This is a genomic window from Pseudoxanthomonas dokdonensis, from assembly GCF_001431405.1.
Taxonomy (GTDB): Bacteria; Pseudomonadota; Gammaproteobacteria; order Xanthomonadales; family Xanthomonadaceae; genus Pseudoxanthomonas_A; species Pseudoxanthomonas_A dokdonensis.
In genome coordinates, this window is sequence record NZ_LDJL01000017.1 from 130582 (window position 1) to 154608 (window position 24027).

Consider the following 24027-nt stretch of genomic DNA (forward strand, 5'->3'; position numbering starts at 1 on the left):
TCATTCGAACTCAACTAAGCCCCAACAGGTCGTCATCCCGGCGAAAGCCGGGATCCAGCATTTTGAATCCACTGACCGCATGCGGATGAGTGGTAAACAACAGCTGGATGACCCAACATTCGTTGGTTGAAAACCCGGCTTTCGCCGGGATGACGAAAATGAAGATGGAGGCTCAGCAATGGCTGATTGAAAGTTCCAGCTGATCAGGTATTTGACTGCTGAAACAGTCGGGATGACGAGGCGGAGGTTGAGTCAACTTGTATGTGTCGGCCCGAAGATATGACTTGTGCCGAAACCACTTCACCCCGACTTCATCCAGCACTCAAACGCGACACACAGAGGACCGCCACGCTATCCCGGTCATTCATACGGGGCAAAGCGATGAAATCCTGGAAGTTGTTGTTGCGGTTCATGACAGTGGGCGGAATGGTAATGCTGCTGTTGATTCCACTGATGATGATCAACGGCACGGTCAAGGAGCGGACCCACTACCGTGACCAGGCGGTGGCACGGGTGTCGCAGAGTACCGCCGGTGCCCAGCAGTTGCTCGGACCGTTGCGGGTGATGCCGTACCAGCAGACACGGCTGGTGCGTGACAAGGACGATGCCGGCCAGCCACGTGAGCGCGAGGAAATCGAGCACGGCTATCTGTTCCAGACCCCGAAGAACATGCAGGTGGACGGCAAGCTGACGCCGTCGACCCGGCGCGTCGGTCTGTTCGACGTGCCGATCTACCAGTGGCAGGCCAGGCTGGCCGCCGACTATGCGCCGTTGGCGTTGCCAGCGGTCAGTGGCAGGACCTATGCCAGACCTTATCTGGTGGTCGGGTTGTCGGACGTCCGCGGCTTGCTGGGTACGCCGGTGCTGCGCAGCGGCGAGCAGTTGCTGGAACTGCAAGCCGGCAGCGCCGACATGTCCGGCTATATGAAAGGCGTCCACGCGTTATTGCCGGCGGTCGACGGCAATAACGCGGTAACCACGGCGTTGCCAGCGGTCGCGGTAACGATGGATTTCAGTTTGGCCGGCACCCAGAGCCTGAGCGTGGCGACCATCGCCGACAACAACCAGGTGTCAATGAATTCGAGCTGGCCGCATCCGTCATTCTCCGGCCGCTTCCTGCCTAACCAGCGCGAAACAGGTGAGGCTGGTTTCAAGGCCGACTGGCAGGTGTCGTCGCTGGCTTCGGATGCACAGACCCAGCTGCAGGAGCTGGGCTCGCCGGACCAGGTCGACAGCGTGCAGGTCAGTCTGGTCGACCCGGTCGACATCTATACGATGGCCGACCGTGCCAGCAAATACGGCATCCTGTTCGTGGTCCTGACCTTTGTCGGCTTCGCCTTGTTCGAGCTGCTCAAGCGGCTGCCGATCCATCCACTGCAGTACCTGCTGGTCGGGCTGGCGCTGGCGATCTTCTTCCTGTTGCTGCTCAGCCTGTCGGAACACATGCCGTTCCTGGCCGCCTACCTGACCGCCGCGGCGGCCTGCATCGGCCTGCAGTTCGTTTACCTGTCGGGGGTGTTGCGCAGCGGCTGGCGGGCGGCCGGCTTTGCCGGCATGCTGACCCTGTTGTACGGCATGTTGTACGGGCTGCTGATCTCGGAAGACAACGCACTGCTGATGGGCTCGCTGATGCTTTTCGGCATTCTGGCCGGGATCATGTGGATTACCCGCAAGGTCAACTGGTATGAACTTGGCAGCCAGTTGCGCTGAGGCCGCACGCATCTCGGCGCAGCTGCGGCAACGATTGCACCGGCGCGCGGCGCGGGTGTTGCCGGAGGTCGTGTTGACCTCCGGCATCCTGCTGCCCGATGGCGACAACTCTACCCCGCTGCGCTGGCTGATGCCGGTGCGCCGGCCGCGTCGGGGTTGGATAGGGTTCCACCTGGCTGCCAGCACCGTCAGCACTTTGCGCAACGCGCCGGATGCATTATTGGAGCGGGCCTGCCAGGCACGCGCAGGCCTGGCCCGCGACGCGTTGCCGATCCGCTATCGGGGTTGGCGCGGCGCGCGATTGTCGGAGCTGTTGCTGGACGATGCCGCCATGCAGGCGGCGCTGCCGGTAAGGTCGTTCGACGAAGCGGTTTACTTCAGCCTCAGCGCCGACCGGCGCGCGTTGCTGGCATTGCTGCCGATGACGGCGGTGGCGGTTTATCGCTGGCGTGATGATAGCTCAGGCGAGCAGGCTGACGCCGGGCACCAGCCACAACGACAACGCCGCCAGCAGCGATCCAATCCCCATTGCAGCCAACACGTCGCTGGGATAATGCAGGCCCAGGATGACTCGTGACGCGGCCACGCAGGCGGTGAAAGGCAGCAGCAATGGCGCCAGCAGCGGGTAATGCGCCAGTGCGACCAGGGTGAAGGCGACCGCGTGCAACGTATGGCCGGAGGGGAAACTGAACTCGTCCAGCGGCGCGATCCAGGCCTGGATGCGGACGTCGGAGGCAAAAGGCCGTGGCCGCCGCGTCCAACGCTTCAGCCACTTGTACAGCGTCAGTGCGATGGCGCCGGTCAGCGCCATATGCGCCGATGCCGCCACCCCGGCCATGCCATCCAGCAGCACCATCGCCGCCATCAGCAGATACCAGAACAGCCCATCGCCCAGCCGGCTGACAACGCGGAAGAATCCGCGTACCGAAGACCACTTTCCCCATTGATTGGCGCGCAGGCACCAGCCGGCGTCACGTGAACGGATGGCATCAAGCGGCGGCGACGTTGGCATGTTCGCTCCCGTGCCGGGCAAGCCGGACCAGAATGCTTTCGAACTCGGCCGCCACCTGCTGCGGCGACAGCGACTGCACTGACTGTTGCGCACTGGTCCCCATTCGCCTGCGCAGCTCGCCGTCACCGGCCAGGCGCAGGCTGGCGGCGATGAAGCCGGCATCGTCGCTGACCGTGTGGCCATGCACGCCGTCGCGCAGGTGTTCACGCGCGGCGCCATAGTCGAAGGCCACGGTCGCCACCCCGCTGGCCATGGCTTCGAGGGTGACGTTGCCGAAGGTTTCGCTGTGGCTGGGAAACAGGAACAGATCGCCGCTGGCGAAATGCCGCGCCAACGCCTGGCCGCGCTGTACGCCGGTGAAGATGAAATCGTGATTGTCGCTGGCCAGCTTTTCGCGCATCGGGCCGTCACCGACCCAGACGTAGCGGGCGTCGGGGTGTCGCGACTGGATCTGCCGGAATGCGGCGACCGCCAGATCGAGGTTTTTTTCCGCGGCGATGCGACCGACGTGGATCACTGCCAGCGCATCGTCGGCGACACCCCATTGCCGACGCAGCTGCAGGTCGCGATGGGCGGGGTCGAACTGCTGGTGATCGACCGCACGTGCCAGTCGGATCACATGCTGGAAGTCTTGTTGCTGCAGGAAATCACGCAGCTCGGTGGTCGGCACCAGGGTGGCGGCGGCGCCGTTGTGGAAGCGCCGCATCCAGCGCAGCGCCACGTGTTGCAGAAACGGCGCGCCGTAATCGCGCATGTACTGGTCGAAGCGGGTGTGGAAGCCGGTCGCCACCGGGATACCCAGGTGCCTGGCCGCGCGCAGTGCCGACCACCCCAGGGGGCCTTCCGTGGCCACGTAGATCGCGTCCGGCGGACAATGCTTCCAATGACGGGTCAGCCTGCCGGTGGCCGGCAGGCCGAATTTCAGCCCTGGATAGCGTGGCAGGCTGGCGCCGCGCAGCAGCAGGGTGTCAGCATGTGTCGCTTCGCCATCGCTGTGCTGGCGCGGACGCAGCACCGAGACCTGATGCCCGCGCTGGCGCAGGCTTTTCTCAAGTCCTTGCACGGTCAGGGCAACGCCGTTGACTTCGGGCGGGTAGGTTTCGGTGACCATCGCAAAGCGCATGCACGTCTCCTGTTCGGACGCATGCTGAGCGATCGCGATGACCCCCTTGTTGCAGCACGATGACGTCGTGATGACAACGTGCTGGGCCGCAATGGGTTATGGCACGGGCGCGCCACGGGCAAGGGTGAACAGGCGGTACCAGTCTTCCCGGCTCAATTCGAAGCCGTCGGCCTGGCAGGCAGCCTGCAGACGCTGGCGGCGGGTGCTGCCAACGATGGGCTGGATCCCGGCCGGGTGCCGCAACAGCCATGCCAGCAGGATCGCCTCGGCACTGACCTCGTACTGCTTGGCGACGCGTTGCAGACCAGCGATCAGCGCGTGCGTTTCCGGCATCACCGGCACCGCACCAGTCAGTCGGCCACCGGCCAGCGGCGCCCAGGCCTGGACCAGAATCCGCTGCTGCCGGCAGTAATCCAGGGTGCCGGCAGCGGCAGCGTAGGGCGCGCCGGTGGTGTTGGCGATGATTGCTTCGTTGATCAGATGATGGTGCGGCAGGCTCAGCTCCAACTGGTTGATCACCAGCGGCTGCGTCACGTGCTGTTGCAGCAGCGCCAACTGGCTCGCGCTGTGGTTGCTGACGCCGAAATAGCGGACTTTGCCCGCGCGCTGCAGATCGTCGAATGCGCGTGCCACCTGCTCCGGCTCACCCAGTGGGTCTGGCCGGTGCAACAGCAGGATATCGAGGTAATCGGTCTGTAGCCGGCGCAGGCTGGTCTCGACCGAGCCGACGATGTGATCATGGCTGAAGTCATACCGGCCGGGCACGCCGGCATCGGGGTCATTGGCGAAGCGGATACCGCACTTGGACTGCAGCACCATCCGCTGGCGCAGCGACGGTTGCCGCCCCAACACCTCGCCAAAGAGGATCTCGGACTTGCCGCGGGCATAGATATCGGCGTGGTCGAACAGATTGATGCCTTGTTCCAGCGCGGCCTCGATCATTTGCTCGGTGGTGCCGCGTTCCTGTTCGGTCAGCGCTGTCTGGTCCCAGGCGCGGCTCAGGTGCATGCAGCCGTAGGCAATGCGCGAGACGCTGAGGTCGGTGCGGGCAATCGGATACTGTTTCATCCGCGCATATTGCCGCAGCGATGGCCGCGCGCCAATGGCCTGTGCGCGCACGCGGCTGATCGTCGGCGAGGCCTGGCGACCACCTCGCCGCAGGTCACGCGACCAGCGGTTTGAAGGTGACCCCCAGATCGCGCATCGGGTCCGGCTCGCCCAGCAGATCGGCGCGAAGCAGCGGCCGCGCCTGGATCCAGTCCCTGGCTACCACCAGATCCAGCTGTTCACCGTGGGCCAGCAGATCCAGGGTCGGGATCGGGGTCGCGTCATGGGCCCGATGCAACAGCACCGCCAGCCGCAGCAGGACCGCCTTGCGACGCGTGGTCAGCAGCAGGCGGTCGGGCAGGGCGTCGAACGCCGACTTGGGAATGCCGCGGCGATGGATGCGCACCAGTGCCGCAAGCACCTGCTGCTCCTGCCGCGAGAAGCCGGCGATGTCGGAGTTCTCCAGCACGTAGGCGCCGTGTACGTGGTACTGGCTGTGGGCGATGGCCAGGCCGACCTCATGCAACCGCGCGGCCCAGCCGAGCATGCGCGCATCATCGTCGTCCATCGACCAGACCGTACGCACCTGCTCGAACAGGCGCAGGGCAGTGGCTTCGACGCGCGCTGCCTGCACTTCGTCAATGCCGTAGCGGGTGGTCATTGCCGCAACCGAAATATCGCGCGGATCGTTTTCGCTGCCGCGGCCCAGCATGTCATGCAGGATGCCCTCGCGCATGGCGGCCTTGCTGACGAACATGCGCTGCAATCCCAGCGCCTGGAATGCGGCCTCCAGGATCAGCACGCCACCGGCGATGATCGGCCGACGGTCCTTGGACAGCCCGGGCAGGTCGATGTCCTCGATGCGGTTGGCCAGCAGCAGTTGATCCCGCAGCTTGGGCAACGCTTCGGCGGTGATCGCGCCCTTGGTCAGTTTCATCGCCGCGCAGATCTCGCCGATGGCCTTGTGGGTGCCAGAAGAGCCGAGGATTTCCTGCCAGCCGAGGGCGCGGTATTGACCGGCGAACTGCTGGAACTCCGAGCCCAGCTCGGTCATCGCTTCCTGCCAGCGCTTGCGCGACAGCTTGCCGTTGGGAAAGAACCGGCGGGTGCTGGCAATGCAGCCGGCCTGCAGGCTTTCGCGCTCCAGTGGTTCCATGCCACGGCCGATGATGAACTCGGTGGAACCACCACCGATGTCGACCACCAGGCGCAGCTGGCCGGCCTTGGGAGGCTGCGCCTTGGCCACGCCCAGATAGATCAGGCGCGCTTCCTCGCGTCCGGACACCACTTCAATCGGCCTGCCCAGCGCGGCCTCGGCGGGCACCAGGAAATCCTGCGGCCGTGACAGCTGGCGCACCGTATTGGTCGCCAGTGCGCGCACCTGCAGGCGTGGGATATTGCGTATCCGCTGGCCGAAACGGGCCAGGCATTCCAGTCCGCGATTGCGCGCCTCAATGGAAATACCACCCTTGCCGTCGAGGCCATCGGCCATGCGCACGGTTTCGCGCAGGCGGTCGATGACCTGCAGCTGGCCCAGCGAATAGCGGGCCACGATCATGTGGAAGCTGTTGGAACCGATGTCGACGGCGGCGAACTGATCGCCGTCGTGGATGGGCTGGGAGGCGGAAGCGGGGGGCGCCATGCGGTCTAGCCTGAGGGTTATGCCGGGTATTCTCGCAACGAATCGGCCGCGACGCGAATCGGCACCCCGCTAGACCTCGGACAACAGTTGCGACTGCGCCGAATAGGGCAGCTCGCCTTCCAGCGGTTCGACCTTGTGGTAACTACCGTCGGCATTGAGCTGCCAGGCATTCTGGTTGTCGAGCAGGTAGTTGTGCAGTGCCTCGTGGTAGACGCGCTTGGCCAGCTTCGGGTCGTCAATCGGGAAGCAGGTTTCGACCCGGTGCAGCAGGTTGCGTTCCAGCCAGTCGGCGCTGGCGCAGTACAGTTCCGGTGAATCATTGTTGCAGAACCAGTAGATGCGGCTGTGCTCGAGGAAGCGGCCGACGATCGAGCGCACCCGGATGTTCTCCGACACACCCGGCACGCCGGGACGCAGTGCACAGGCACCGCGCACGATCAGATCGATCTGCACGCCGGCCTGCGATGCCGCATACAGCGCACGGATGATGCGCTGTTCGTTGATGGCGTTGATCTTGACGATGATCCGCGCTGGCTTGCCGGCGCGTGCATGGCGGGCTTCGCGCTCGATCTTCTTCAGCAGCCCGGCGTGCAGGGTGAACGGCGATTGCAGCAGCCGCTTGAGCCGGGTCGAGGGCGCCAGTCCCGACAACTGCTGGAACAGCAGGTTGACGTCATTGCCGATGTCCGGGTCGGCGGTGAACAAGCCGAGATCGGTATAGGCGCGCGCGGTGCCGCTGTGGTAGTTGCCGGTGCCCAGGTGGACGTAGCGCCGCAGTTTGCGCCCCTCGCGGCGTACGATCAGCAGCATCTTGGCATGGGTCTTGAAGCCGACCACGCCGTACACGACCTGTGCGCCGGCTTCCTGCAGGCGGTCGGCGACACCGAGGTTGGCATCCTCGTCAAAGCGCGCGCGCAGTTCCACCACCACGGTGACGTCCTTGCCATTGCGCGCGGCCTGGATCAGCGCATCGACAATCAGTGAATCCTTGCCGGTGCGGTACAGGGTCTGCTTGATCGCCAGCACGTTGGGGTCCAGCGCCGCCTGCTTGATCAGCTCCTGCACCGGCGCGAAGCTGTCGAACGGATGGTGCAGCAGCACGTCGCCGTCACTGATCTTCTCGAAGATGTTGTCGACGCCGCGCAGCGTCCGCGGATTGAAGGCCGGGTACTTGAGGTCGGGGCGATCGGCCAGATCGTAGACCTGGATGACCCGGTTGAGGTTGACCGGGCCATCGATCGGATACACCGCGTTTTCCGGCAGATCGAAATTCTGCAGCAGCGTGCGGACGATCGGCTTGGGGCAGTCCTGGGCGATTTCCAGCCGCACCGCCGGCCGGTAGCCGCGTCCGACCAGTTCGTCACGCAGGGCCAGCGCCAGGTTTTCCACTTCGTCCTCGTCGACCACCACTTCCGAGTTGCGGGTGACCCGGAACTGGTACGAGCCCTGGATTTCCATGCCGGGAAACAGTTCGCCGACGAACGATGACAGCACCGAGGACAGCAGCACGAAGTCGTTGGGACCGCCGGAGACCCGCGCCGGCATGTGGATGACCCGTGGCAGCGAGCGCGGCGCGCGGACGATGGCCAGGTGGCCGGTACGGCCGAACGCGTCCTTGCCCTTCAGCACGACCACGATGTTGAGTGACTTGTTGAGGATCTTCGGGAACGGATGCGACGGGTCCAGGCCCAGCGGCGACAACACCGGCATGACTTCGTTGCGGAAGTAGGCGCGCAGCCAGCGCGCCTGGCGCGGGGTCCAGTTGCCGCGACCGAACACGCGCACGCCGGCTTCGTTCATCGCCGGGCGCAGCACGTCGCGCCAGCAGTCGTACTGGGCCTGGACCAGTTCGGCGGCACGGTCGTGGATCCTGTTGAGCACGCTGGCCGGGCTCAGCCCGTCCGGTGCCGGCGGCAGGCCGAAATCCAGCGCATGGCGCACGGCGGCGGTGCGGATCTCGAAGAATTCATCCAGGTTGGTGCAGGAGATGCACAGGAAGCGCAACCGCTCCAGCAATGGCACCTGTGGATCCAACGCCTGCGCCAGCACCCGGAAATTGAAGTCCAGCTGCGACAGCTCGCGATTGAGGTACAGCGCGGGATCGCGCAACGCCTCCTGGTTCTGCGCGTCATCGAAAGCAGCGGCGGCGTTGTGCAGGGTCATGCGATCTGGTTGTCCGATGGCGTATGGGTGGGATGGCGGTCCCGGGGATGCACGCGTTCGGGGCCGAAATGCACGGCAAAGGTACTACCGCGGCCGACCTCGCTGTGAATCTCCAGCCGGGCCTGGTGCAGGCTCAGCACGTGCTTGACGATCGACAGGCCCAGGCCGGTGCCACCGCTCTCGCGTGAGCGGCTGGTGGAGACACGATAGAAGCGTTCGGTGACCCGCGGCAAATGCGCGGCGGGGATGCCGTAACCGGTATCGCTGACACTGAGTACCACGCCGTCGTCCTCCTTGCGCTTCCAGCTGACGGTGATGGTGCCATCGACCGGGGTATAGCGCACGGCGTTGCTGACCAGGTTGGAGAACGCGCTGTGCAGTTCCTTGTTGGAGCCCCACAGATCGACCCCGGCGTGGTCTTCGATGATGACCTGATGACGATGCTGGCTGATCGCTTCGGCTTCGCGTCGCAGCGTCGCCAGCATCGGCGCCATCGCCACGCTTTCGTCCGGCAGGCTGTCCTGCGCTTCCAGCCGTGACAGGGTCAGCAGGTCCTCGACCAGTTGGGTCATGCGCTGCGACTGCTTCTGCATTTCCGCCAGCATCGGCGTCCACTCGGGGAATTCCTGCGGGTCGAGCATGTCCAGGTAGCCATGGACCACGGTCAGCGGCGTGCGCAGCTCGTGGGAGACGTTGGCGACGAAATCGCGGCGCATCTGCTCCAGCCGCAACAGCTTGCTGACATCGCGCGCGACCAGCAGCCAGTGATCGTCGGAGTAGGGAATCAGGCGGATGTTCAGGCGCAGGTTCGGATCGACGGGCGAAGCGGCGTCGAGCATCGGTTCGGCATTGCGACCCTCGGCCAGCCAGCGTGGAATCGGCAGCGGTTGCAGCCGGGTCCCGATGGGGGCGCCGATGTCGTTGGGGTAATCCAGGCCCAGCAGATGGGTCGCGGCCTTGTTGAACCACTGCACGCGCTGGCTGTTGCGTTCGACCACCACCACCGCATCCGGCAGCGCGGCGGCGGCGGCGCGATAGGCACGCAGCAGGTTGACCAGTCGCCGCTTGCGCCGGCGCATTTCGCTCTGGCTGCGGTGCAGCAGGCGGTCAAGTTCGTTCCACACGCCGTTGCCGCGTGCCGGTGCCAGTCGTTCGCGCGCGGTCAGCCGCAACAACACCTTGCGCAGGCGCCAGTAGTGCCAGGCCACCACCGCCAGCGCCGCGACGGTGACGAATGCCCAGACATGGCCGGCCACCCAACCCAGCAGCGCGGCCAGCAACAGCAACAGCAGCAACATGCCAAGAGTGCGGAGCCAGGCGGAACGGATGTGGGAGGGCATGCGTGGATTGTGTCAGAGGGAGGAAATGCCGCCGGCTGGCGACTCAGGTCGCGGCCGAGAACCGGTAGCCGGAGCCGCGCACGGTCTGCACCATGTTGTCGATGCCGTGCGGCTCCAGGGTCTTGCGCAGGCGCCGGATATGCACGTCGACGGTGCGCTCTTCCACGTAGACGCTGCCGCCCCACACGTGATCCAGCAACTGGGTGCGGCTGTACACGCGCTCGGGATGGGTCATGAAGAAATGCAGCAGGCGGTATTCGGTCGGACCGATAGGCACCGCGCTGTCGCCGGCGAACACCCGGTGGGCGGCACCGTCAATGCGCAGGCTGCCGACGCTGACGCTGCCGTCCTCATCGTCTTCGCGCGAGCGCCGCATCACCGCGCGGATCCGGGCCAGCAGCTCGCGCGCGGAAAAGGGTTTGACCACGTAGTCATCGACCCCGGCTTCGAGGCCGCCAACACGATCATTCTCCTCGCCGCGAGCGGTCAGCATGATGATCGGGATGTCGCGGGTCATCGCATCCTTGCGCCAGCGCCGGGCCAGTTCCAGGCCACTGGTGCCGGGCAGCATCCAGTCGAGCAGGATCAGATCCGGCACCCGGTCGGCGATCGCGTTCTGGGCTTCGCGGGCGTCGCCGGCATGGACCGGTTCGTAGTCGCCCTTGCGCAGGGCGAAAGCCACCATGTCGCGGATGGCTGGTTCATCGTCAACGATCAGGATGTGCTTCTGCACGCGGTAGCGTCCTTGGAGGAGTGCGCCCAGTAGACGACAATTTTATGACGAAAACATGACACCGCCGCCGGCAAAGGTCGCGACGGACAGGGAACGATGTCAACGGCGTTGCAGATCCGGGTCGCGGATGCCCTGGCGGCGCAGTTCCAGCACTTCCGGGGTGATGGCGGCAATCCGCGCATCAATGCGTGCGCGGGCGTAATAATCCAGATCTCCGCGTTTCTTGAGATTTTCGAGCTGGGTCAATGCCTGTTCCGGCCGACCATTGAGATAGGTGGTTTCTGCATAGGCTTCACCGGCCCGGGCCAGGTCGCCAGCCAGCTCGTTGGCGCGGGCGTACTGCTGCTGGAAGGCCGGATCATCGGCGGCGCTGGCCATCAGCGGCCGCAGTACCGCCTGCGCGCGCCGGCCTGCTTCTTCGCCGCCTTGCTCGTTGAGTGCGGTGGCAAAGCTCAGCACGATGGCACGGTTGTTGGGGCGGCGCTGCAACAGCTGCGAATAGCGTTGGTTGGCGGCGTCCTTGCGACCCAGCCGCGATTCGGCCTCGGCCAGCGCCAGCGCCACCCACAACTGGTCCGGCTCGTCGGCGGCCAGCTGGGTCAACAAATCGTACGCCTCCACGGTCTTGCCGCCATTCAAGTAGGCCACGGCCAGGCCGTAGCGCTGTGGGTCGGTCATCTTGCCGCCGGCGCCGCGGCGGATCGCGTCGTATTCGCGCACGGCCGCACCGGGCGTGCTGGCGCTGAGCGCGCGCAGACGTTCGCGGGCCCAGTCGAACTCGCCGGTCGCGCCGCCGTTGACGATATCCGCCGGCAGGGTGACCGACAGCGGCAGCAGCGGATTACCGCTTGGTGCCTCGGTCGCACTGATGGCCTTGGGATCGAAGCTTTCCACCCGTTTGCCGCCGCCCGGCACGCTGGTCACCAGTTGCACCTGATCCTTGCGGATCTGTTCGGCGCGCTGCTTGGCCTCGCTGATGCGGGTGGTGGTGACCGGGTGGGTCATCAGGTAATCCGGCGCCCGCTCGCGGTCGCCACCGCGGTTGGCGCGGGTGGCCTTGTCCATGCGGCTGAAGAAATCGGCCATCGCATCGACGTCGTAGCCGGCACGCGACAACGTGCGGATGCCAAGCCGGTCGGCTTCCGATTCGTTGGAGCGGGTGTAGTCGATCTGGCGCTGGGCCATCAGCCCCATCGCCGACGCCAGCGCCGCCTGGCTGGCCTCGCCACTGGAACTGCCGCCGGCGCTCTGCGCGACCAGGATGGCCCCCAGCATGCCCAGCAGGATCGGAATCTGGTCGCGCTGCGCACGCTCGGCGCCGCGCAGCACATGCTGCTGGGTGACGTGGGCGATCTCGTGCGACAGCACCGCGGCCACCTCGTCCTCTTTTTCGGCGGTGAGGATCAGCCCGGCGTTGGTGCCGATGTAGCCGCCGAGGGTGGCGAACGCGTTGATCTGGCGGTCACGCATCAGGAAGAAGGTGAATGCCTGCCGCGGCGAATCACTGTCGGCGCCCAGATGGCTGCCGAGGTTCTGCAGCCATTCGTCGAGCAAAGGGTCTTCCAGCAGGTAGCCGTAATTGCGCAGCTCGCGCAGCATCATCCCGCCGTACTCGGCCTGCAGCGCTGGCGTCAGCATCTCGCCGGCCGACGAACCGATGTCCGGCAACGTGGAGGCTTGTTGTGATGTCGCCAACGGCGCAGCCAGTGCCAGGGTTATCGCAGCGATGAGGGGCAGGACGCGCAAGCAGGTCTCCGGGTGGGCGATCACCCCGAAGAATGACCGGTTGCAGGCGGCAGGGCGTGAACATGCGGTTAATCGAGCCAGCGTATGGTCGCATCCGCCGGTGATGCCTGCCAGCGCTTTCGGCAGGCGGTGACGCGAACCGGCGGCGCTGGAAATATCCCGTTTCGCCCCCATACCATGGCGGACACGCAACCGTCCGGAGAGCCCCCTTGAGCGATACCCCAGTGGCAGCCAACGCCCCCGAGATCACCATCTACAGCACCGCCATCTGCCCGTATTGCGTGGCGGCCAAGAATTTCCTGAAGAGCAAGGGCCAGTCCTGGACTGAAGTCCGCATTGATCTGGACCCGGCCGAGCGCGAGAAGATGATGGCACGCACGCGTCGCACCAGCGTGCCGCAGATTTTCATCGGCGACACTCACGTGGGTGGTTACGACGACATGGTCGCGCTGCATCGCGCCGGCAAGCTGGAGCCGCTGTTGAACGGCGGCAGCGCATGAGCGGCGGCGAAGCCGGCGACGCCGGTGCGGCCCGGGGTGATCGCATCGCCGAGTTCACCGCGTTCCGCCAACGCATGAACCAGCGCATCCTGGATGAGCCGAACCAGGTGGTGCGACGCTTCTTCGCCCTCGACACCCAGACGTACCAGGCCGGCGCGCTCGACGTGAAGACCAAGGAACTGCTGGGGCTGGTGGCGTCGATGGTGCTGCGCTGTGATGACTGCATCAGCTATCACGTGGCCCAGTGCAAGGAGGCCGGGGTCAGCCGCGAGGAGTTCTTCGAGACATTCTCGGTCGGGCTGGTGGTCGGGGGTTCGATCGTCATCCCGCACCTGCGCCGGGCGGTGGATTTCCTGGACCAGCTGGAGGCCGGGCAGGGCGGCAGCGTAGCCCCGCACGCGCACGACGCTTGAGCCGCGCAGGAGCGCTGGCCGGCACCGGTTTGATGAACGCGCGCTGTTCGTGATGAGGCCGGGTGGCGGCTTCGCGTTTGGGAACGCAAGCCGCGATCGGGCATAATTGCGCCACTGACTTTCCCTTGCGCCCCTGGTCCGGCCCCGGCCGAAATCCACGCGCCTCTGTTTGGAACCCCAATAATGACCCAGACGATTACGGTCATCCGCGGCGATGGTATCGGCCCGGAGATCATGGATGCCACCCTGTACGTGCTGGAAGCACTCAACGTCGGCCTGAGCTACGAAGAAGCCGACGCCGGACTGGTTGCACTGGAAAAGCACGGTGACCTGCTGCCACAGGCGACGCTGGATTCGATCCGCAAGAACCACGTCGCCCTGAAAAGCCCGCTGACCACCCCGGTGGGCGAGGGCTTCAGTTCGATCAACGTGGCCCTGCGTCGCCACTTCGACCTGTACGCCAACGTGCGCCCGGCCAAGTCATTCCCCAACACCAAGTCGCGGTTCGGCGAAGGCGTGGATCTGATCACCGTGCGCGAGAACACCGAAGGCGCCTATCTGGCTGAAGGCCAGGAAGTCTCGGCCGATGGCGAAAGCGCGTTCTCGGGTACCCGCATCACCCGCACCGGCTCCGAGCGCATCGTGCGCTACGCCTTCGACCTGGCCCGCAAGACCGGCCGCAAGAAGGTCACCGCGGTGCACAAGGCCAACATCATCAAGTCGACTTCGGGCCTGTTCCTGAAGTGCGCGCGTGACGTCGCTGCCGAGTATCCGGAAATCGAATTCCAGGAAATGATCGTCGACAACACCTGCATGCAGCTGGTGATGCGTCCGGAGCAGTTCGACATCATCGTCACCACCAACCTGTTCGGCGACATCATTTCCGACCTGTGTGCCGGCCTGGTCGGCGGCCTCGGCCTGGCGCCGGGCGCCAACATCGGCAAGGACTGCGCGATTTTCGAAGCCGTGCACGGCTCGGCCCCGGACATCGCCGGCCAGGGCAAGGCCAATCCGTGCGCGCTGCTGTTGGGCGCGGCGCAGATGCTCGACCATATCGGCCAGCCGGAGAACGCCCAGCGCCTGCGTGCGGCGATCGTCGCCACCCTGGAAGCCAAGGATTCGCTGACCCCCGACCTGGGCGGCAGCGGCAACACCATGAGCTTTGCCAAGGCCATCGCCAGCCGCGTGTAAGCGCTGCTGACATCGAGCCGAGTCACCCGACGGGACGCTGGCAACAGCGTCCCGTTTTTGTTGCAGGCTGTCCTACCGGCGAGCTTTGCCAATCCCGTCACCACGGCGACAATGGCGGCAATTGTCCGCAGGATTGCCCATGACCGTCCGACCCAGCGCGCTGGCGCTGACCCCCATCTTGCTGTTCCTGGCGTTGTTCTTCGGTTCCGGCATCTATTACACGTTGCAGGGCGAGCCGATGGGCTTCTACCAGTTGCACGCACCGGTGGCGATCCTGCCGGCGCTGGCATGGGCGGCCTGGCTGGCCCATCGCCGCAGGGTGCCGGCTTCGCAGACCCTGCTGGCCGGCATGGGTGACAGCAACATCATGCTGATGTGCCTGATCTTCCTGCTGGCAGGCGCGTTCGCGACGGTATCCAAGGCCATTGGCGCGGTCGATGCGGTGGTCGCGCTGGGACTCGGGGCTTTGCCGGCCAGCCTGGTGTTGCCGGGACTGTTCCTGGTGGCTGGGTTCGTTTCGTTGGCGATCGGCACCTCGATGGGGACGCTGGCGGCGGTAGTACCGATTGCGTTGGGAGTATCCGATGCGGCCGGACTGGACCGGCTGCTGGTGGTCGGCGCGGTGCTGGGCGGGGCGATGTTCGGTGACAACCTGTCGATCATTTCCGACACCACGATTGCCGCCACCCGCAGTCAGGGGGCGCAGATGCGCGACAAGTTCCGCGAGAACCTGTTGATTGCGGTGCCGGCCGCGGTGTTGACCGTGGCATTGCTGGCCTGGCTGGGCACCGACAGCGCACCGGTGCAGGCACCCGAAGCCGCCTCGGCGTGGCTGGTGCTGCCTTATCTGCTGGTGTTGGCGCTGGCCCTTAGCGGCCTGGACGTGGTGCTGGTGCTGGCCATCGCGGTGGCGGTCTCGGGCATCACCGGCATGCTGTTGAGCCCGGACTACGACCTGCCGGCTTTCAGCGGCGACATCTACGCCGGTTTCGAAAGCATGGTCGAAGTGATCCTGCTGTCGATCCTGATCGGCGGTTTGGGCGCGCTGATGAAAGCCAGCGGTGGACTGGACTGGCTGGCCCAGGCGATTGCCCGTTTCGCGCGTGGCCACAAGGGCAGGCGCGCGGGCGAGGCCAGCATCGCCGCACTGGCCGCCGGCACCGACGTGCTGACCGCCAACAACACCGTGGCCATCCTGATCAGCGGCAGCCTGTCGAAGGATATTGCCGAACGCCATGACGTCTCGCCGCGCCGTGCGGCCAGTCTGCTGGATGTCTTCGCCTGCGTGATGCAGGGCGTGCTGCCCTACGGCGCGCAGATCCTGCTGGCGTCATCGCTGGCGGCGATATCGCCGATTGCCCTGGCCGGCAGCGTCTACTACTGCTGGCTGCTGGCGCTGGTGGCGATCTTCTTCATCGTCTGGCCGGCCCGGCGCAACGCCGGTCCGGCAATGGTCGATGGCCAGGTGCCTGCCGCGGATTTCGAGGTGGACTAGCACCGCGTCACGTCGCGGGCGCGTGCACGGGGACGACGAAGCCGCTTTGACAGGGATCGGGCAACGCTGAGCAGCACGAAACCGGCGGCCAGCAAAAAGGGGCGCAGTGCGCCCCTTTTTTCTTCCTGCGCGGCGCGGTCAACGCTGCTGGATTTTCGACAGCAGGCGCAGGAACTCGATATACAGCCACACCAGGGTGACCATCAGGCCAAACGCGCCATACCACTCCATGTACTTGGGTGCGCCTTGTTCGACGCCGGTTTCGATGAAGTCGAAGTCCAGCACCAGGTTAAGGGCCGCGATCACCACCACGAACAGGCTGAAGCCAATGCCAATCAGGCCGGACTCATGGATGTACGGAATGTTGATGTTGAAGAAGCCCAGCACGATGGTCGCCAGGTAGATCAAGGCGATGCCGCCGGTGGCTGCGACCACCCCCAGCTTGAAGTTCTCGGTCGCCTTGATGACGCCGCTGCGGTATGCCATCAACAGCGCGAACAGGGTGCCGAAGGTCAGGATGACCGCCTGGAATACGATGCCTTCGAAGCGCAGTTCGTACATCGCCGAAATCGAGCCGAGGAAGAAACCTTCGACCAGCGCATACAACGGTGCGGTGATCGGCGACCAGGTCTTCTTGAAGATGGTCACCATTGCCAGGATGAAGCCGCCAATGGCGCCGCCCAGCATGTAGCCGGTCACGCCCGGGGCCACGGTTGGCAGGCCATCGGCACCGATGATGATTGACTGGTGCCAGGCGAATGCCGCGGTGATTACGCTCAGCAGCAGCAGGAAACCGGTCTTGTTGACCGTCCCGCCCAGGGTCATGGCGCCTGCGTCGCGGGAAACGACGGTGCCGCTTCCCAGGTCCAGGAACGTGGATTCTTTCAGTGCCGGATTGCCACTACGCATTAAGCCCTTCTCCCTTGGGGTACCGATGTTGGTGCGAAAGGTGGGACTCGAACCCACACGGGGATTACCCGCCAGAACCTAAATCTGGTGCGTCTACCAATTCCGCCACATTCGCGATTCGCCCGCATTCTACCCTCCGCCGGGCTTGGCCGGGGGCAAAAGCGCCGGTGTCGTGACCGGCAATGAAAAACGCCCGGCAGGGCCGGGCGTTCTGGAGATGGTGGGCTGTCAAGGATTCGAACCTTGGACCTATTGATTAAGAGTCAACTGCTCTACCAACTGAGCTAACAGCCCTGAAACTGGCCGCATAGTATATGCGGTTGTTGCCAGCATGACAAACACGAATTTGCCCTGCTTCAAATCAATGGGGTGGAAGACGGGATTTGAACCCGCGACCCCCGGAATCACAATCCGGTGCTCTAACCAGCTGAGCTACATCCACCACTGAAAACCTGCTCCTGCCGTACCCGCCAATGGCGCGCCCGACAGGAATCGAACCTGTAACCGCCGGCTTAGAAGGCCGGTGCTCTATCCAGTTGAGCTACGGGCGCCCAACCGGCATTGTCGCATTACAACCAGATTCTGGCACCTGTGCTGCATAGTCCAGAATGGTCGGGGCAGAGGGATTCGAACCCCCGACCCTCTGCTCCCAAAGCAGATGCGCTACCAGACTGCGCTATGCCCCGACTTAGGGCCCCGGCGGCGCGGTCAGCACTGCAGGGCCGCGTATTGTCGGAAGCCCGGGCGCACATGTCAACGCCCGAGTGTGATTGACTGGCAGTCAGGGCGATGATCGGCGAAACTAGTACGTTCCGCCGGGCAGCCGGGGCCGGGCAAACGCCCCTCCAGCGCCTGACAGCCAGATCATCAACATCATGTCGCGGCAGACCGTGGCATCAGGAGTCAGTAAGTATGCAAGTGTCAGTGGAATCGGTTGGCAACCTTGAACGCCGCATGAGCTTCAGCCTGCCGGCTGAACGCCTGGAAGCCCACATTGGTGGTCGCATGCGTGAAATCGCCCGTACCGCGCGCATCAAGGGCTTCCGCCCGGGCAAGGTGCCGGCCAAGGTCATCGAACAGCGCTACGGCCAGCAGGTGCGTGCCGAAGCGATGGACGGACTGCTGCGCGAAACCTTCGCCAGCGCGATCCGTGATCAGGCCCTGCAACTGGCCGGCAGCCCCCGCATCGAGAAAGCCGGCGACGGTGAAATGGATTTCGTCGCCACCTTCGAAGTGGTGCCGGATTTTGGCGACGTCGACGTGGCCAAGCTCAACGTCACCCGCCATACCGCCGAAGTCACCGAGGCCGATATCGATCAGATGATCGAGAACCTGCGCCTTCAGCGCCGTACCTTCAACATCGTCGAGCGCGCCGCGCAGGACGGTGATCGCGTCGAACTGGAGACCTGGTCGCAGGCCGGTGACGAGCGCATGCCCGCCGAAGGCGTGGAGAAAGGCGCCACCCTGATTGGCTCGGGCGTCATGTACCCGGATATCGAAAAGGCACTGATCGGCCTGGCCGCCGGCGAAGAGAAGTCGATCACGGTCAACTTCCCGGAAAACTGGCGGGTGCCGCAGCTGGCCGGCCGCGAGGTGCAGGTCTACGTCAAGGTCACCCAGGTGGCCGAGTCGGTGCTGCCGGCGATCGACAAGGACTTCATCCGCAGCTTCGGCGTCAAGGGTGGCAACGATGAACAGTTCCGCGCCGACATCCGCTCCAACCTGGAGCGCGAATTGAAGGGTGCGCTGATGACCCGCCTGCGCCGTGAAGTCGGCGAGCAGCTGATTGCCGCCTATTCCAGCGTCGAAATGCCGCCGCGCCTGGTCGAGAACGAAGCGAGGGCGATGCTGCAGCAGCAACTGGAGCAGGCCCAGCGCCAGGGCCAGCGCCCGCAGGTGCCGGACAATGCCCATGAAGGCTTCATGGATGCGGCGCGCAAGCGCGTGCTGGTCGGCCTGCTGGTCGGCGAAGTGGCCCGCCGCAATGAACTGCGTCTGGACCCCAAGCGCCTGAACGAAACCCTGCGCCTGATTGCCTCGACCTATGAGCAGCCTGAACAGGTCATTGAGTTGTATCGCAACGACCCCCAACTGATGAACAGTCTGCAAGGCCGTGTGATGGAAGAGCAGGTGATCGACTGGATCGCCGAGCGCGCCCAGCACACCGAGCAGGCGCTGAGCTTCCAGGAAGCCATCCGCAACTGAGCGCACGCAACTGAAGTGCGTTCCCCGCTCGGGGTGCGGTAATGGCACCTTACTGGCAGGGCTCCCGGCAGCGGGAGTCCCTGGCCGAACCCCGATACATCCTTCGACAAGGCGCGATCACTGATGAGCATTCCGACCCAAGCGTTGAACCTGGTACCGATGGTGGTCGAGCAGACCAGCCGTGGCGAGCGCGCGTACGACATTTACTCGCGCCTGCTGAAGGAGCGACTGATTTTCCTGGTGGGACCGATCGACGACCACATGGCCAACGTGGTGGTGGCGCAGATGCTGTTCCTGGAAGCGGAAAACCCGGAAAAGGACATCAGCCTGTACATCAACTCGCCCGGTGGCGTGGTCACCGCCGGCATGGCCATCTACGACACCATGCAGTACATCAAGGCCGACGTCAGCACCATGGTGATTGGCCAGGCCGCCAGCATGGGCGCACTGTTGCTGGCCTCCGGCGCCAAGGGCAAGCGTTATGCGCTGCCCAATTCGCGGGTCATGATCCACCAGCCGCTGGGCGGCTTCCAGGGCCAGGCGACCGATATCGACATCCACGCCCGGGAAATCCTGACCCTGCGTTCCAAGCTGAACGAAATCCTGTCCAAGCACACCGGCCAGTCGCTGGAAACCATCGCCAAGGACACCGAGCGCGACAATTTCAAGAGCGCCGCCGATGCCCAGGCCTACGGGCTGGTGGACCAGGTGCTGGAGCGTCGCCCGGATGAGTCCATCCAGGCTGGCTGAGTCCGCGCCAGCTGTACCGGGACGCGGCCCATGCCGCGTTCCGTCCACGACATTGCGGCCGCGCAGACAACGCGCGGCCGTATGTTATTCTGCGAAACAAGGCCCGTTTGGCGGGCAGGGTGACCGAGTAACCGAAGTATGAGCGAAGACCGTCAGGGCCGTTCCGGCGACAGTACCAAGATCCTGTATTGCTCGTTCTGCGGCAAGAGCCAGCACGAGGTCCGCAAGCTGATTGCCGGCCCCAGCGTGTTCATCTGCGATGAATGCGTGGAGCTATGCAACGACATCATCCGCGAGGAACTGGAAGAAAAAGCCCAGTCCGCGCGCAGCAGCCTGCCCAAGCCGCGTGAAATCCTGGAAGTACTGGATCAATACGTCATCGGCCAGCAGCGCGCCAAGCGCACCCTGGCGGTGGCGGTGTACAACCACTACAAGCGCATCGAAAGCCGGCAGAAGAACGACGAAGTCGAGCTGTCCAAGTCCAACATCCTGCTGGCCGGTCCGACCGGCTCGGGCAAGACCCTGCTGGCGGAGACGCTGGCGCGGTTGTTGAACGTGCCGTTCACCATCGCCGACGCGACCACGCTGACCGAAGCCGGTTACGTCGGCGAGGACGTCGAGAACATCATCCAGAAGCTGTTGCAGAAGTGCGATTACGATGTCGAGAAAGCCCAGCAGGGCATCGTCTACATCGATGAAATCGACAAGATTTCGCGCAAGAGCGAGAACCCGTCGATCACCCGCGACGTGTCTGGCGAAGGCGTGCAGCAGGCGCTGCTCAAGCTTATCGAAGGCACCGTGGCCAGCGTGCCGCCGCAGGGCGGCCGCAAGCACCCGCAGCAGGAGTTCCTGCAGGTCGACACCAAGAACGTGCTGTTCATCTGTGGCGGCGCGTTTGCCGGTCTCGACAAGATCATCCAGCAGCGTTCCACCGAAGCCAGCGGCATCGGCTTCGGCGCCAAGGTCAAGAGCACCGAACGCAAGGCCGAGATGGGCAAGATCCTGTCCGAGGTCGAGCCGGAGGATTTGATCAAGTTCGGCCTGATTCCCGAATTCGTCGGTCGTCTGCCGGTCGTGGCGACACTGGAGGAGCTGGACGAGGCGGCGCTGGTGAAGATCCTGACCGAGCCGAAGAACGCGATCACCAAGCAGTTCAAGCGTCTGTTCGACATGGAGCACGTCGAACTGGAATTCCGTCCGGATGCGTTGTCGGCGATTGCGCGCAAGGCGCTCAAGCGCAAGACCGGTGCCCGTGGCCTGCGGACCATCGTCGAATCGGTGCTGCTGGATACGATGTACGACCTGCCGTCGCTGGAGAATGTCAGCAAGGTGGTGGTCGACGAATCGGTTATCGAACACAAATCCGAACCGTACCTGATCTACCAGAATCCGCCGATCCAGAAGGTCGGAACAGACGAATAACCGGTCTCGCCGCGGGCCGCCAAGTCATTGAGCGGAAAAGGTTTTTTGCCCGCCCCTTGCATCATCAAGCCAATGGCCCCATAACGGGGCCATTGGCGTCTTTGCACCGCGAGAAAAGCGCCCGACACCTCTTCAGCTGGAGCCCCCATGCCCCGAACCCCTTCCCCGATGCTTGACCTGCCCGTGCTGCCATTGCGCGATGTGGTGGTATTCCCGCACATGGTCATACCCCTGTTTGTCGGCCGCGACAAATCGATGCGCGCGCTGGAGCAGGCAATGGAATCGGACAAGCGCATCCTGCTGCTGGCGCAGAGGGCGGCCGAGACCGACGACCCGACCGGCAACGACCTGTTCAACATCGGCACCCTGGCGCAGGTGCTGCAATTGCTCAAGCTGCCGGACGGCACCATCAAGGTGCTGGTCGAAGGCACCACCCGCGTCGAGGTTTCCCATGTCGAGGAACGCGACGGCTCGCTGTACGGGCAGGGCGTGGAGCTGGAAGCCACCGAGAACCGCGAACCGCGTGAAGTCGAGGCGATTGCCCGCTCGCTGATGAGCCTGTTCGAGCAGTACGTCAAGACCAACCGCAAGCTGCCGCCGGAACTGCTGCAGACGCTGAGCGGGATCGAGGAACCGAGCCGGCTGGCCGACACCATCGCCGCCCACCTGGGCGTGCGCCTGAGCGACAAGCAGCGCTTGCTGGAAACAGTCGGCGTTGGCGAACGGCTGGAAATGCTGGTCGGTTTCGTCGATGGCGAAATCGACGTGCAGCAGCTGGAAAAGCGCATCCGCGGACGGGTCAAGTCGCAGATGGAGAAGAGCCAGCGCGAGTACTACCTCAACGAGCAGATGAAGGCGATCCAGAAGGAACTGGGCGAGCTCGACGAGGCGCCCAACGAACTGGAAGACCTGGCCCGCAAGATTGCCGAAGCCGGCATGCCCAAGCCGGTAGCGGCCAAGGCCAAGGCCGAGTTGAACAAGCTCAAGCAGATGTCACCGATGTCGGCTGAAGCGGCGGTGGTGCGCAACTATCTTGATTGGTTGCTGGGCGTGCCGTGGAAAAAGCGCAGCAAGGTCCGCAAGGATCTGAAGGTCGCGCAGGAGACCCTGGACGCTGATCACTATGGGCTTGAGAAGGTCAAGGATCGCATCCTCGAATATCTGGCGGTGCAGAGCCGGGTCAAGCAGATGAAGGGCCCGATCCTATGCCTGGTCGGACCGCCCGGCGTCGGCAAGACTTCGCTGGGGCAGAGCATCGCCAAGGCCACCAACCGCAAGTTCGTGCGCATGTCACTCGGTGGCGTCCGCGACGAGGCCGAGATCCGCGGTCACCGGCGCACCTACGTCGGCTCGATGCCGGGCCGCATCGTGCAGAACCTCAACAAGGCCGGCAGCCGCAATCCGCTGTTCGTACTCGATGAAATCGACAAGATGTCGATGGACTTCCGTGGCGACCCGTCATCGGCGTTGCTGGAAGTGCTGGATCCCGAGCAGAACAACGCCTTCAACGATCACTACCTGGAAGTGGATCTGGATCTGTCCGAAGTGATGTTCGTGGCCACCTCCAATTCGTTGAACATCCCCGGCCCGCTGCTGGACCGCATGGAAGTCATCCGCATTCCCGGCTATACCGAGGATGAAAAGCTGCACATCGCCGAGCGTTACCTGATTCCGAAGCAGCTCAAGGCCAATGGCCTGAAGCCGGAAGAACTGGCGATCAACGAAGCCGCCATCCGCGACATCGTCCGTTACTACACCCGTGAGTCGGGGGTGCGCAATCTGGAGCGCGAGATTTCCAAGATCTGCCGCAAGGTGGTCAAGGAACTGGCCCTGGCCGGTCCGCAACCGGCCAAGCGCAAGAAGAAGTCGGCTGCGCTGGTCGAGGTCGGCGGTGACAACCTCGACAAGTACGCTGGCGTGCGTCGCTATGATTTCGGTCGTGCCGAGGAGCAGAACGAAATCGGCCTGGTCACCGGCCTGGCCTGGACCGAAGTCGGCGGTGATCTGCTGCAGATCGAAGTGACGCTGGTGCCGGGCAAGGGCAACATGATCCTGACCGGCCAGCTTGGCAACGTGATGAAGGAATCGGCCACCGCGGCGATGTCGGTGGTGCGTTCGCGCGCACCGCTGCTCGGCATCGACAGCGAATACCTGCAGAAGCATGACGTGCACCTGCACGTGCCCGATGGCGCCACCCCCAAGGACGGTCCGAGCGCGGGTATCGCGATGGTCACCGCGCTGGTTTCCAACCTGACCCGCAACCCGGTCAAGGCGGAAGTGGCGATGACCGGCGAGATCACCTTGCGTGGACGCGTATCGGCCATCGGCGGCTTGAAGGAGAAGTTGCTGGCAGCGCTGCGCGGCGGCATCACCACCGTGATCATTCCGGAAGAGAACCGCAAGGATCTGGCCGATATTCCCGACAACGTCACCCAGGGCCTGAAGATCATCCCGGTACGCTGGATCGATGAAGTGCTGGATCTGGCATTGGAGCGACCGCTGGCTCCGGCGTCCGCGCGCAGTGGCAAGACGCGTCCGGCAAGCAAGCCGAGGAAGGTTCCCACGCAGCCGGATGTCAAGCATTAAACCGGCTCCGCGATAACCGTAAAAACCGTTAAAACCCGCG

19 protein-coding genes and 5 tRNA genes are annotated in these 24027 nt (G+C 64.4%); 10 read left to right on the forward strand and 14 right to left on the reverse strand.

Translation table 11 applies throughout. From position 1 onward, the window contains the following. The first annotated feature begins 381 nt into the window (after positions 1–381). Together creD and ABB29_RS16455 are read left to right on the forward strand one after the other, a co-directional pair. The gene (gene creD, locus ABB29_RS14920) at positions 382–1710 is read left to right on the forward strand and encodes a cell envelope integrity protein CreD (RefSeq protein ID WP_057660460.1); all 1329 of its coding nucleotides are present in this window, start codon (positions 382–384) and stop codon (positions 1708–1710) included. Continuing rightward, on the forward strand, positions 1685–2287 hold the full coding sequence (locus ABB29_RS16455; RefSeq protein ID WP_157062680.1) for a hypothetical protein: 603 nt from the start codon (positions 1685–1687) through the stop codon (positions 2285–2287). Before creD ends, ABB29_RS16455 begins: the two co-directional genes overlap by 26 nt. Here the strand turns inward: ABB29_RS16455 and ABB29_RS14925 are convergent. From ABB29_RS14925 to ABB29_RS14960, 8 genes are all read right to left on the reverse strand, one after another. Then, positions 2171–2722 (reverse strand): phosphatase PAP2 family protein, encoded by a 552-nt coding sequence (locus tag ABB29_RS14925; protein ID WP_057660462.1) that lies wholly within the window; start codon positions 2720–2722, stop codon positions 2171–2173. The genes ABB29_RS16455 and ABB29_RS14925 overlap by 117 nt on opposite strands. Next, positions 2700–3845, reverse strand: coding sequence for a glycosyltransferase family 4 protein (locus ABB29_RS14930; protein WP_057660464.1), 1146 nt, complete (start codon positions 3843–3845; stop codon positions 2700–2702). The genes ABB29_RS14925 and ABB29_RS14930 overlap by 23 nt, the downstream gene beginning before the upstream one ends. 96 nt (positions 3846–3941) lie before the next feature. After that, a complete protein-coding gene (locus ABB29_RS14935) occupies positions 3942–4964 on the reverse strand; it encodes an aldo/keto reductase (protein WP_211260756.1) in 1023 nt (340 codons plus the stop codon). 43 nt (positions 4965–5007) lie between these two features. Further along, positions 5008–6534, reverse strand: coding sequence for an exopolyphosphatase (gene ppx, locus ABB29_RS14940; RefSeq protein WP_057660466.1), 1527 nt, complete (start codon positions 6532–6534; stop codon positions 5008–5010). 69 nt (positions 6535–6603) lie between these two features. Further along, a complete protein-coding gene (gene ppk1 / locus ABB29_RS14945; RefSeq protein ID WP_057660469.1) occupies positions 6604–8697 on the reverse strand; it encodes a polyphosphate kinase 1 in 2094 nt (697 codons plus the stop codon). Beyond that, complete coding sequence (gene phoR, locus ABB29_RS14950) at positions 8694–10037, reverse strand: phosphate regulon sensor histidine kinase PhoR (protein WP_057660471.1); 1344 nt, start codon at positions 10035–10037, stop codon at positions 8694–8696. Before phoR ends, ppk1 begins: the two co-directional genes overlap by 4 nt. Positions 10038–10080: 43 nt before the next feature. Further along, positions 10081–10770, reverse strand: a complete 690-nt coding sequence (gene phoB, locus ABB29_RS14955; protein ID WP_057660473.1) for a phosphate regulon transcriptional regulator PhoB — start codon at positions 10768–10770, stop codon at positions 10081–10083. A gap of 99 nt (positions 10771–10869) precedes the next feature. Next, entirely contained in the window at positions 10870–12516 is a 1647-nt protein-coding gene (locus tag ABB29_RS14960; RefSeq protein ID WP_057660545.1) for a M48 family metalloprotease, read from the reverse strand. Positions 12517–12725: 209 nt separating this feature from the next. On the opposite strand from ABB29_RS14960, the gene grxC reads away from it, so the two are divergent. The 4 genes from grxC to ABB29_RS14980 all read left to right on the forward strand — a co-directional run bounded on the left by grxC (position 12726) and on the right by ABB29_RS14980 (position 16115). Beyond that, positions 12726–13016, forward strand: coding sequence for a glutaredoxin 3 (gene grxC / locus ABB29_RS14965; protein WP_057660475.1), 291 nt, complete (start codon positions 12726–12728; stop codon positions 13014–13016). Beyond that, entirely contained in the window at positions 13013–13429 is a 417-nt protein-coding gene (locus ABB29_RS14970; RefSeq protein ID WP_057660476.1) for a carboxymuconolactone decarboxylase family protein, read from the forward strand. Before grxC ends, ABB29_RS14970 begins: the two co-directional genes overlap by 4 nt. A 183-nt stretch (positions 13430–13612) precedes the next feature. Continuing rightward, complete coding sequence (locus ABB29_RS14975) at positions 13613–14620, forward strand: isocitrate dehydrogenase (protein ID WP_057660479.1); 1008 nt, start codon at positions 13613–13615, stop codon at positions 14618–14620. Positions 14621–14759: 139 nt separating this feature from the next. Beyond that, positions 14760–16115, forward strand: a complete 1356-nt coding sequence (locus ABB29_RS14980) for a Na+/H+ antiporter NhaC family protein (RefSeq protein ID WP_057660480.1) — start codon at positions 14760–14762, stop codon at positions 16113–16115. A 138-nt stretch (positions 16116–16253) separates the two neighbouring features. Here the strand turns inward: ABB29_RS14980 and ABB29_RS14985 are convergent, their stop codons facing one another. The 6 genes from ABB29_RS14985 to ABB29_RS15010 form a co-directional block, all read right to left on the reverse strand. Further along, positions 16254–17024 carry a Bax inhibitor-1/YccA family protein gene (locus ABB29_RS14985; protein WP_057660482.1) on the reverse strand — a complete coding sequence of 257 codons (771 nt, stop codon included), beginning with the start codon at positions 17022–17024 and terminating at the stop codon, positions 16254–16256. 29 nt (positions 17025–17053) lie between these two features. Beyond that, a tRNA-Leu gene (locus ABB29_RS14990) sits at positions 17054–17139 on the reverse strand. A 103-nt stretch (positions 17140–17242) separates the two neighbouring features. Continuing rightward, positions 17243–17318, reverse strand: a tRNA-Lys gene (locus ABB29_RS14995). Positions 17319–17389: 71 nt separating this feature from the next. Further along, positions 17390–17466 (reverse strand) — tRNA-His (locus tag ABB29_RS15000). A 32-nt stretch (positions 17467–17498) separates the two neighbouring features. Then, positions 17499–17575: transfer RNA gene (locus ABB29_RS15005), tRNA-Arg, on the reverse strand. Positions 17576–17633: 58 nt separating this feature from the next. Continuing rightward, positions 17634–17710, reverse strand: a tRNA-Pro gene (locus tag ABB29_RS15010). 226 nt (positions 17711–17936) lie between these two features. Between ABB29_RS15010 and tig the strand changes: the two genes are divergently transcribed. From tig to lon, 4 genes are all read left to right on the forward strand, one after another. Continuing rightward, complete coding sequence (gene tig, locus ABB29_RS15015; RefSeq protein ID WP_057660484.1) at positions 17937–19229, forward strand: trigger factor; 1293 nt, start codon at positions 17937–17939, stop codon at positions 19227–19229. 123 nt (positions 19230–19352) lie between these two features. Next, positions 19353–19979 carry an ATP-dependent Clp endopeptidase proteolytic subunit ClpP gene (gene clpP / locus ABB29_RS15020; protein WP_057660486.1) on the forward strand — a complete coding sequence of 209 codons (627 nt, stop codon included), beginning with the start codon at positions 19353–19355 and terminating at the stop codon, positions 19977–19979. A 138-nt stretch (positions 19980–20117) separates the two neighbouring features. Further along, a complete protein-coding gene (clpX, locus tag ABB29_RS15025) occupies positions 20118–21401 on the forward strand; it encodes an ATP-dependent Clp protease ATP-binding subunit ClpX (protein WP_057660488.1) in 1284 nt (427 codons plus the stop codon). Between the two features lie 147 nt (positions 21402–21548). Further along, positions 21549–23987, forward strand: a complete 2439-nt coding sequence (lon, locus tag ABB29_RS15030) for an endopeptidase La (protein WP_057660490.1) — start codon at positions 21549–21551, stop codon at positions 23985–23987. Positions 23988–24027: the final 40 nt, after the last annotated feature.

Excerpts from the sequence above, each read along its gene's own strand:
- phoR (WP_057660471.1), bottom strand. The coding sequence starts at position 10,037 with ATGCCCTCCCACATCCGTTCCGCCTGGCTCCGCACTCTTGGCATGTTG.
- ppx (WP_057660466.1), bottom strand. The coding sequence starts at position 6,534 with ATGGCGCCCCCCGCTTCCGCCTCCCAGCCCATCCACGACGGCGATCAG.
- clpX (WP_057660488.1), top strand. The coding sequence starts at position 20,118 with ATGAGCGAAGACCGTCAGGGCCGTTCCGGCGACAGTACCAAGATCCTG.
- ABB29_RS14980 (WP_057660480.1), top strand. The coding sequence starts at position 14,760 with ATGACCGTCCGACCCAGCGCGCTGGCGCTGACCCCCATCTTGCTGTTC.
- ABB29_RS16455 (WP_157062680.1), top strand. The coding sequence starts at position 1,685 with ATGAACTTGGCAGCCAGTTGCGCTGAGGCCGCACGCATCTCGGCGCAG.
- ABB29_RS14925 (WP_057660462.1), bottom strand. The coding sequence starts at position 2,722 with ATGCCAACGTCGCCGCCGCTTGATGCCATCCGTTCACGTGACGCCGGC.
- ppk1 (WP_057660469.1), bottom strand. The coding sequence starts at position 8,697 with ATGACCCTGCACAACGCCGCCGCTGCTTTCGATGACGCGCAGAACCAG.
- ABB29_RS14985 (WP_057660482.1), bottom strand. The coding sequence starts at position 17,024 with ATGCGTAGTGGCAATCCGGCACTGAAAGAATCCACGTTCCTGGACCTG.
- creD (WP_057660460.1), top strand. The coding sequence starts at position 382 with ATGAAATCCTGGAAGTTGTTGTTGCGGTTCATGACAGTGGGCGGAATG.
- ABB29_RS14930 (WP_057660464.1), bottom strand. The coding sequence starts at position 3,845 with ATGCGCTTTGCGATGGTCACCGAAACCTACCCGCCCGAAGTCAACGGC.
- tig (WP_057660484.1), top strand. The coding sequence starts at position 17,937 with ATGCAAGTGTCAGTGGAATCGGTTGGCAACCTTGAACGCCGCATGAGC.
- ABB29_RS14970 (WP_057660476.1), top strand. The coding sequence starts at position 13,013 with ATGAGCGGCGGCGAAGCCGGCGACGCCGGTGCGGCCCGGGGTGATCGC.
- ABB29_RS14975 (WP_057660479.1), top strand. The coding sequence starts at position 13,613 with ATGACCCAGACGATTACGGTCATCCGCGGCGATGGTATCGGCCCGGAG.
- clpP (WP_057660486.1), top strand. The coding sequence starts at position 19,353 with ATGAGCATTCCGACCCAAGCGTTGAACCTGGTACCGATGGTGGTCGAG.
- lon (WP_057660490.1), top strand. The coding sequence starts at position 21,549 with ATGCCCCGAACCCCTTCCCCGATGCTTGACCTGCCCGTGCTGCCATTG.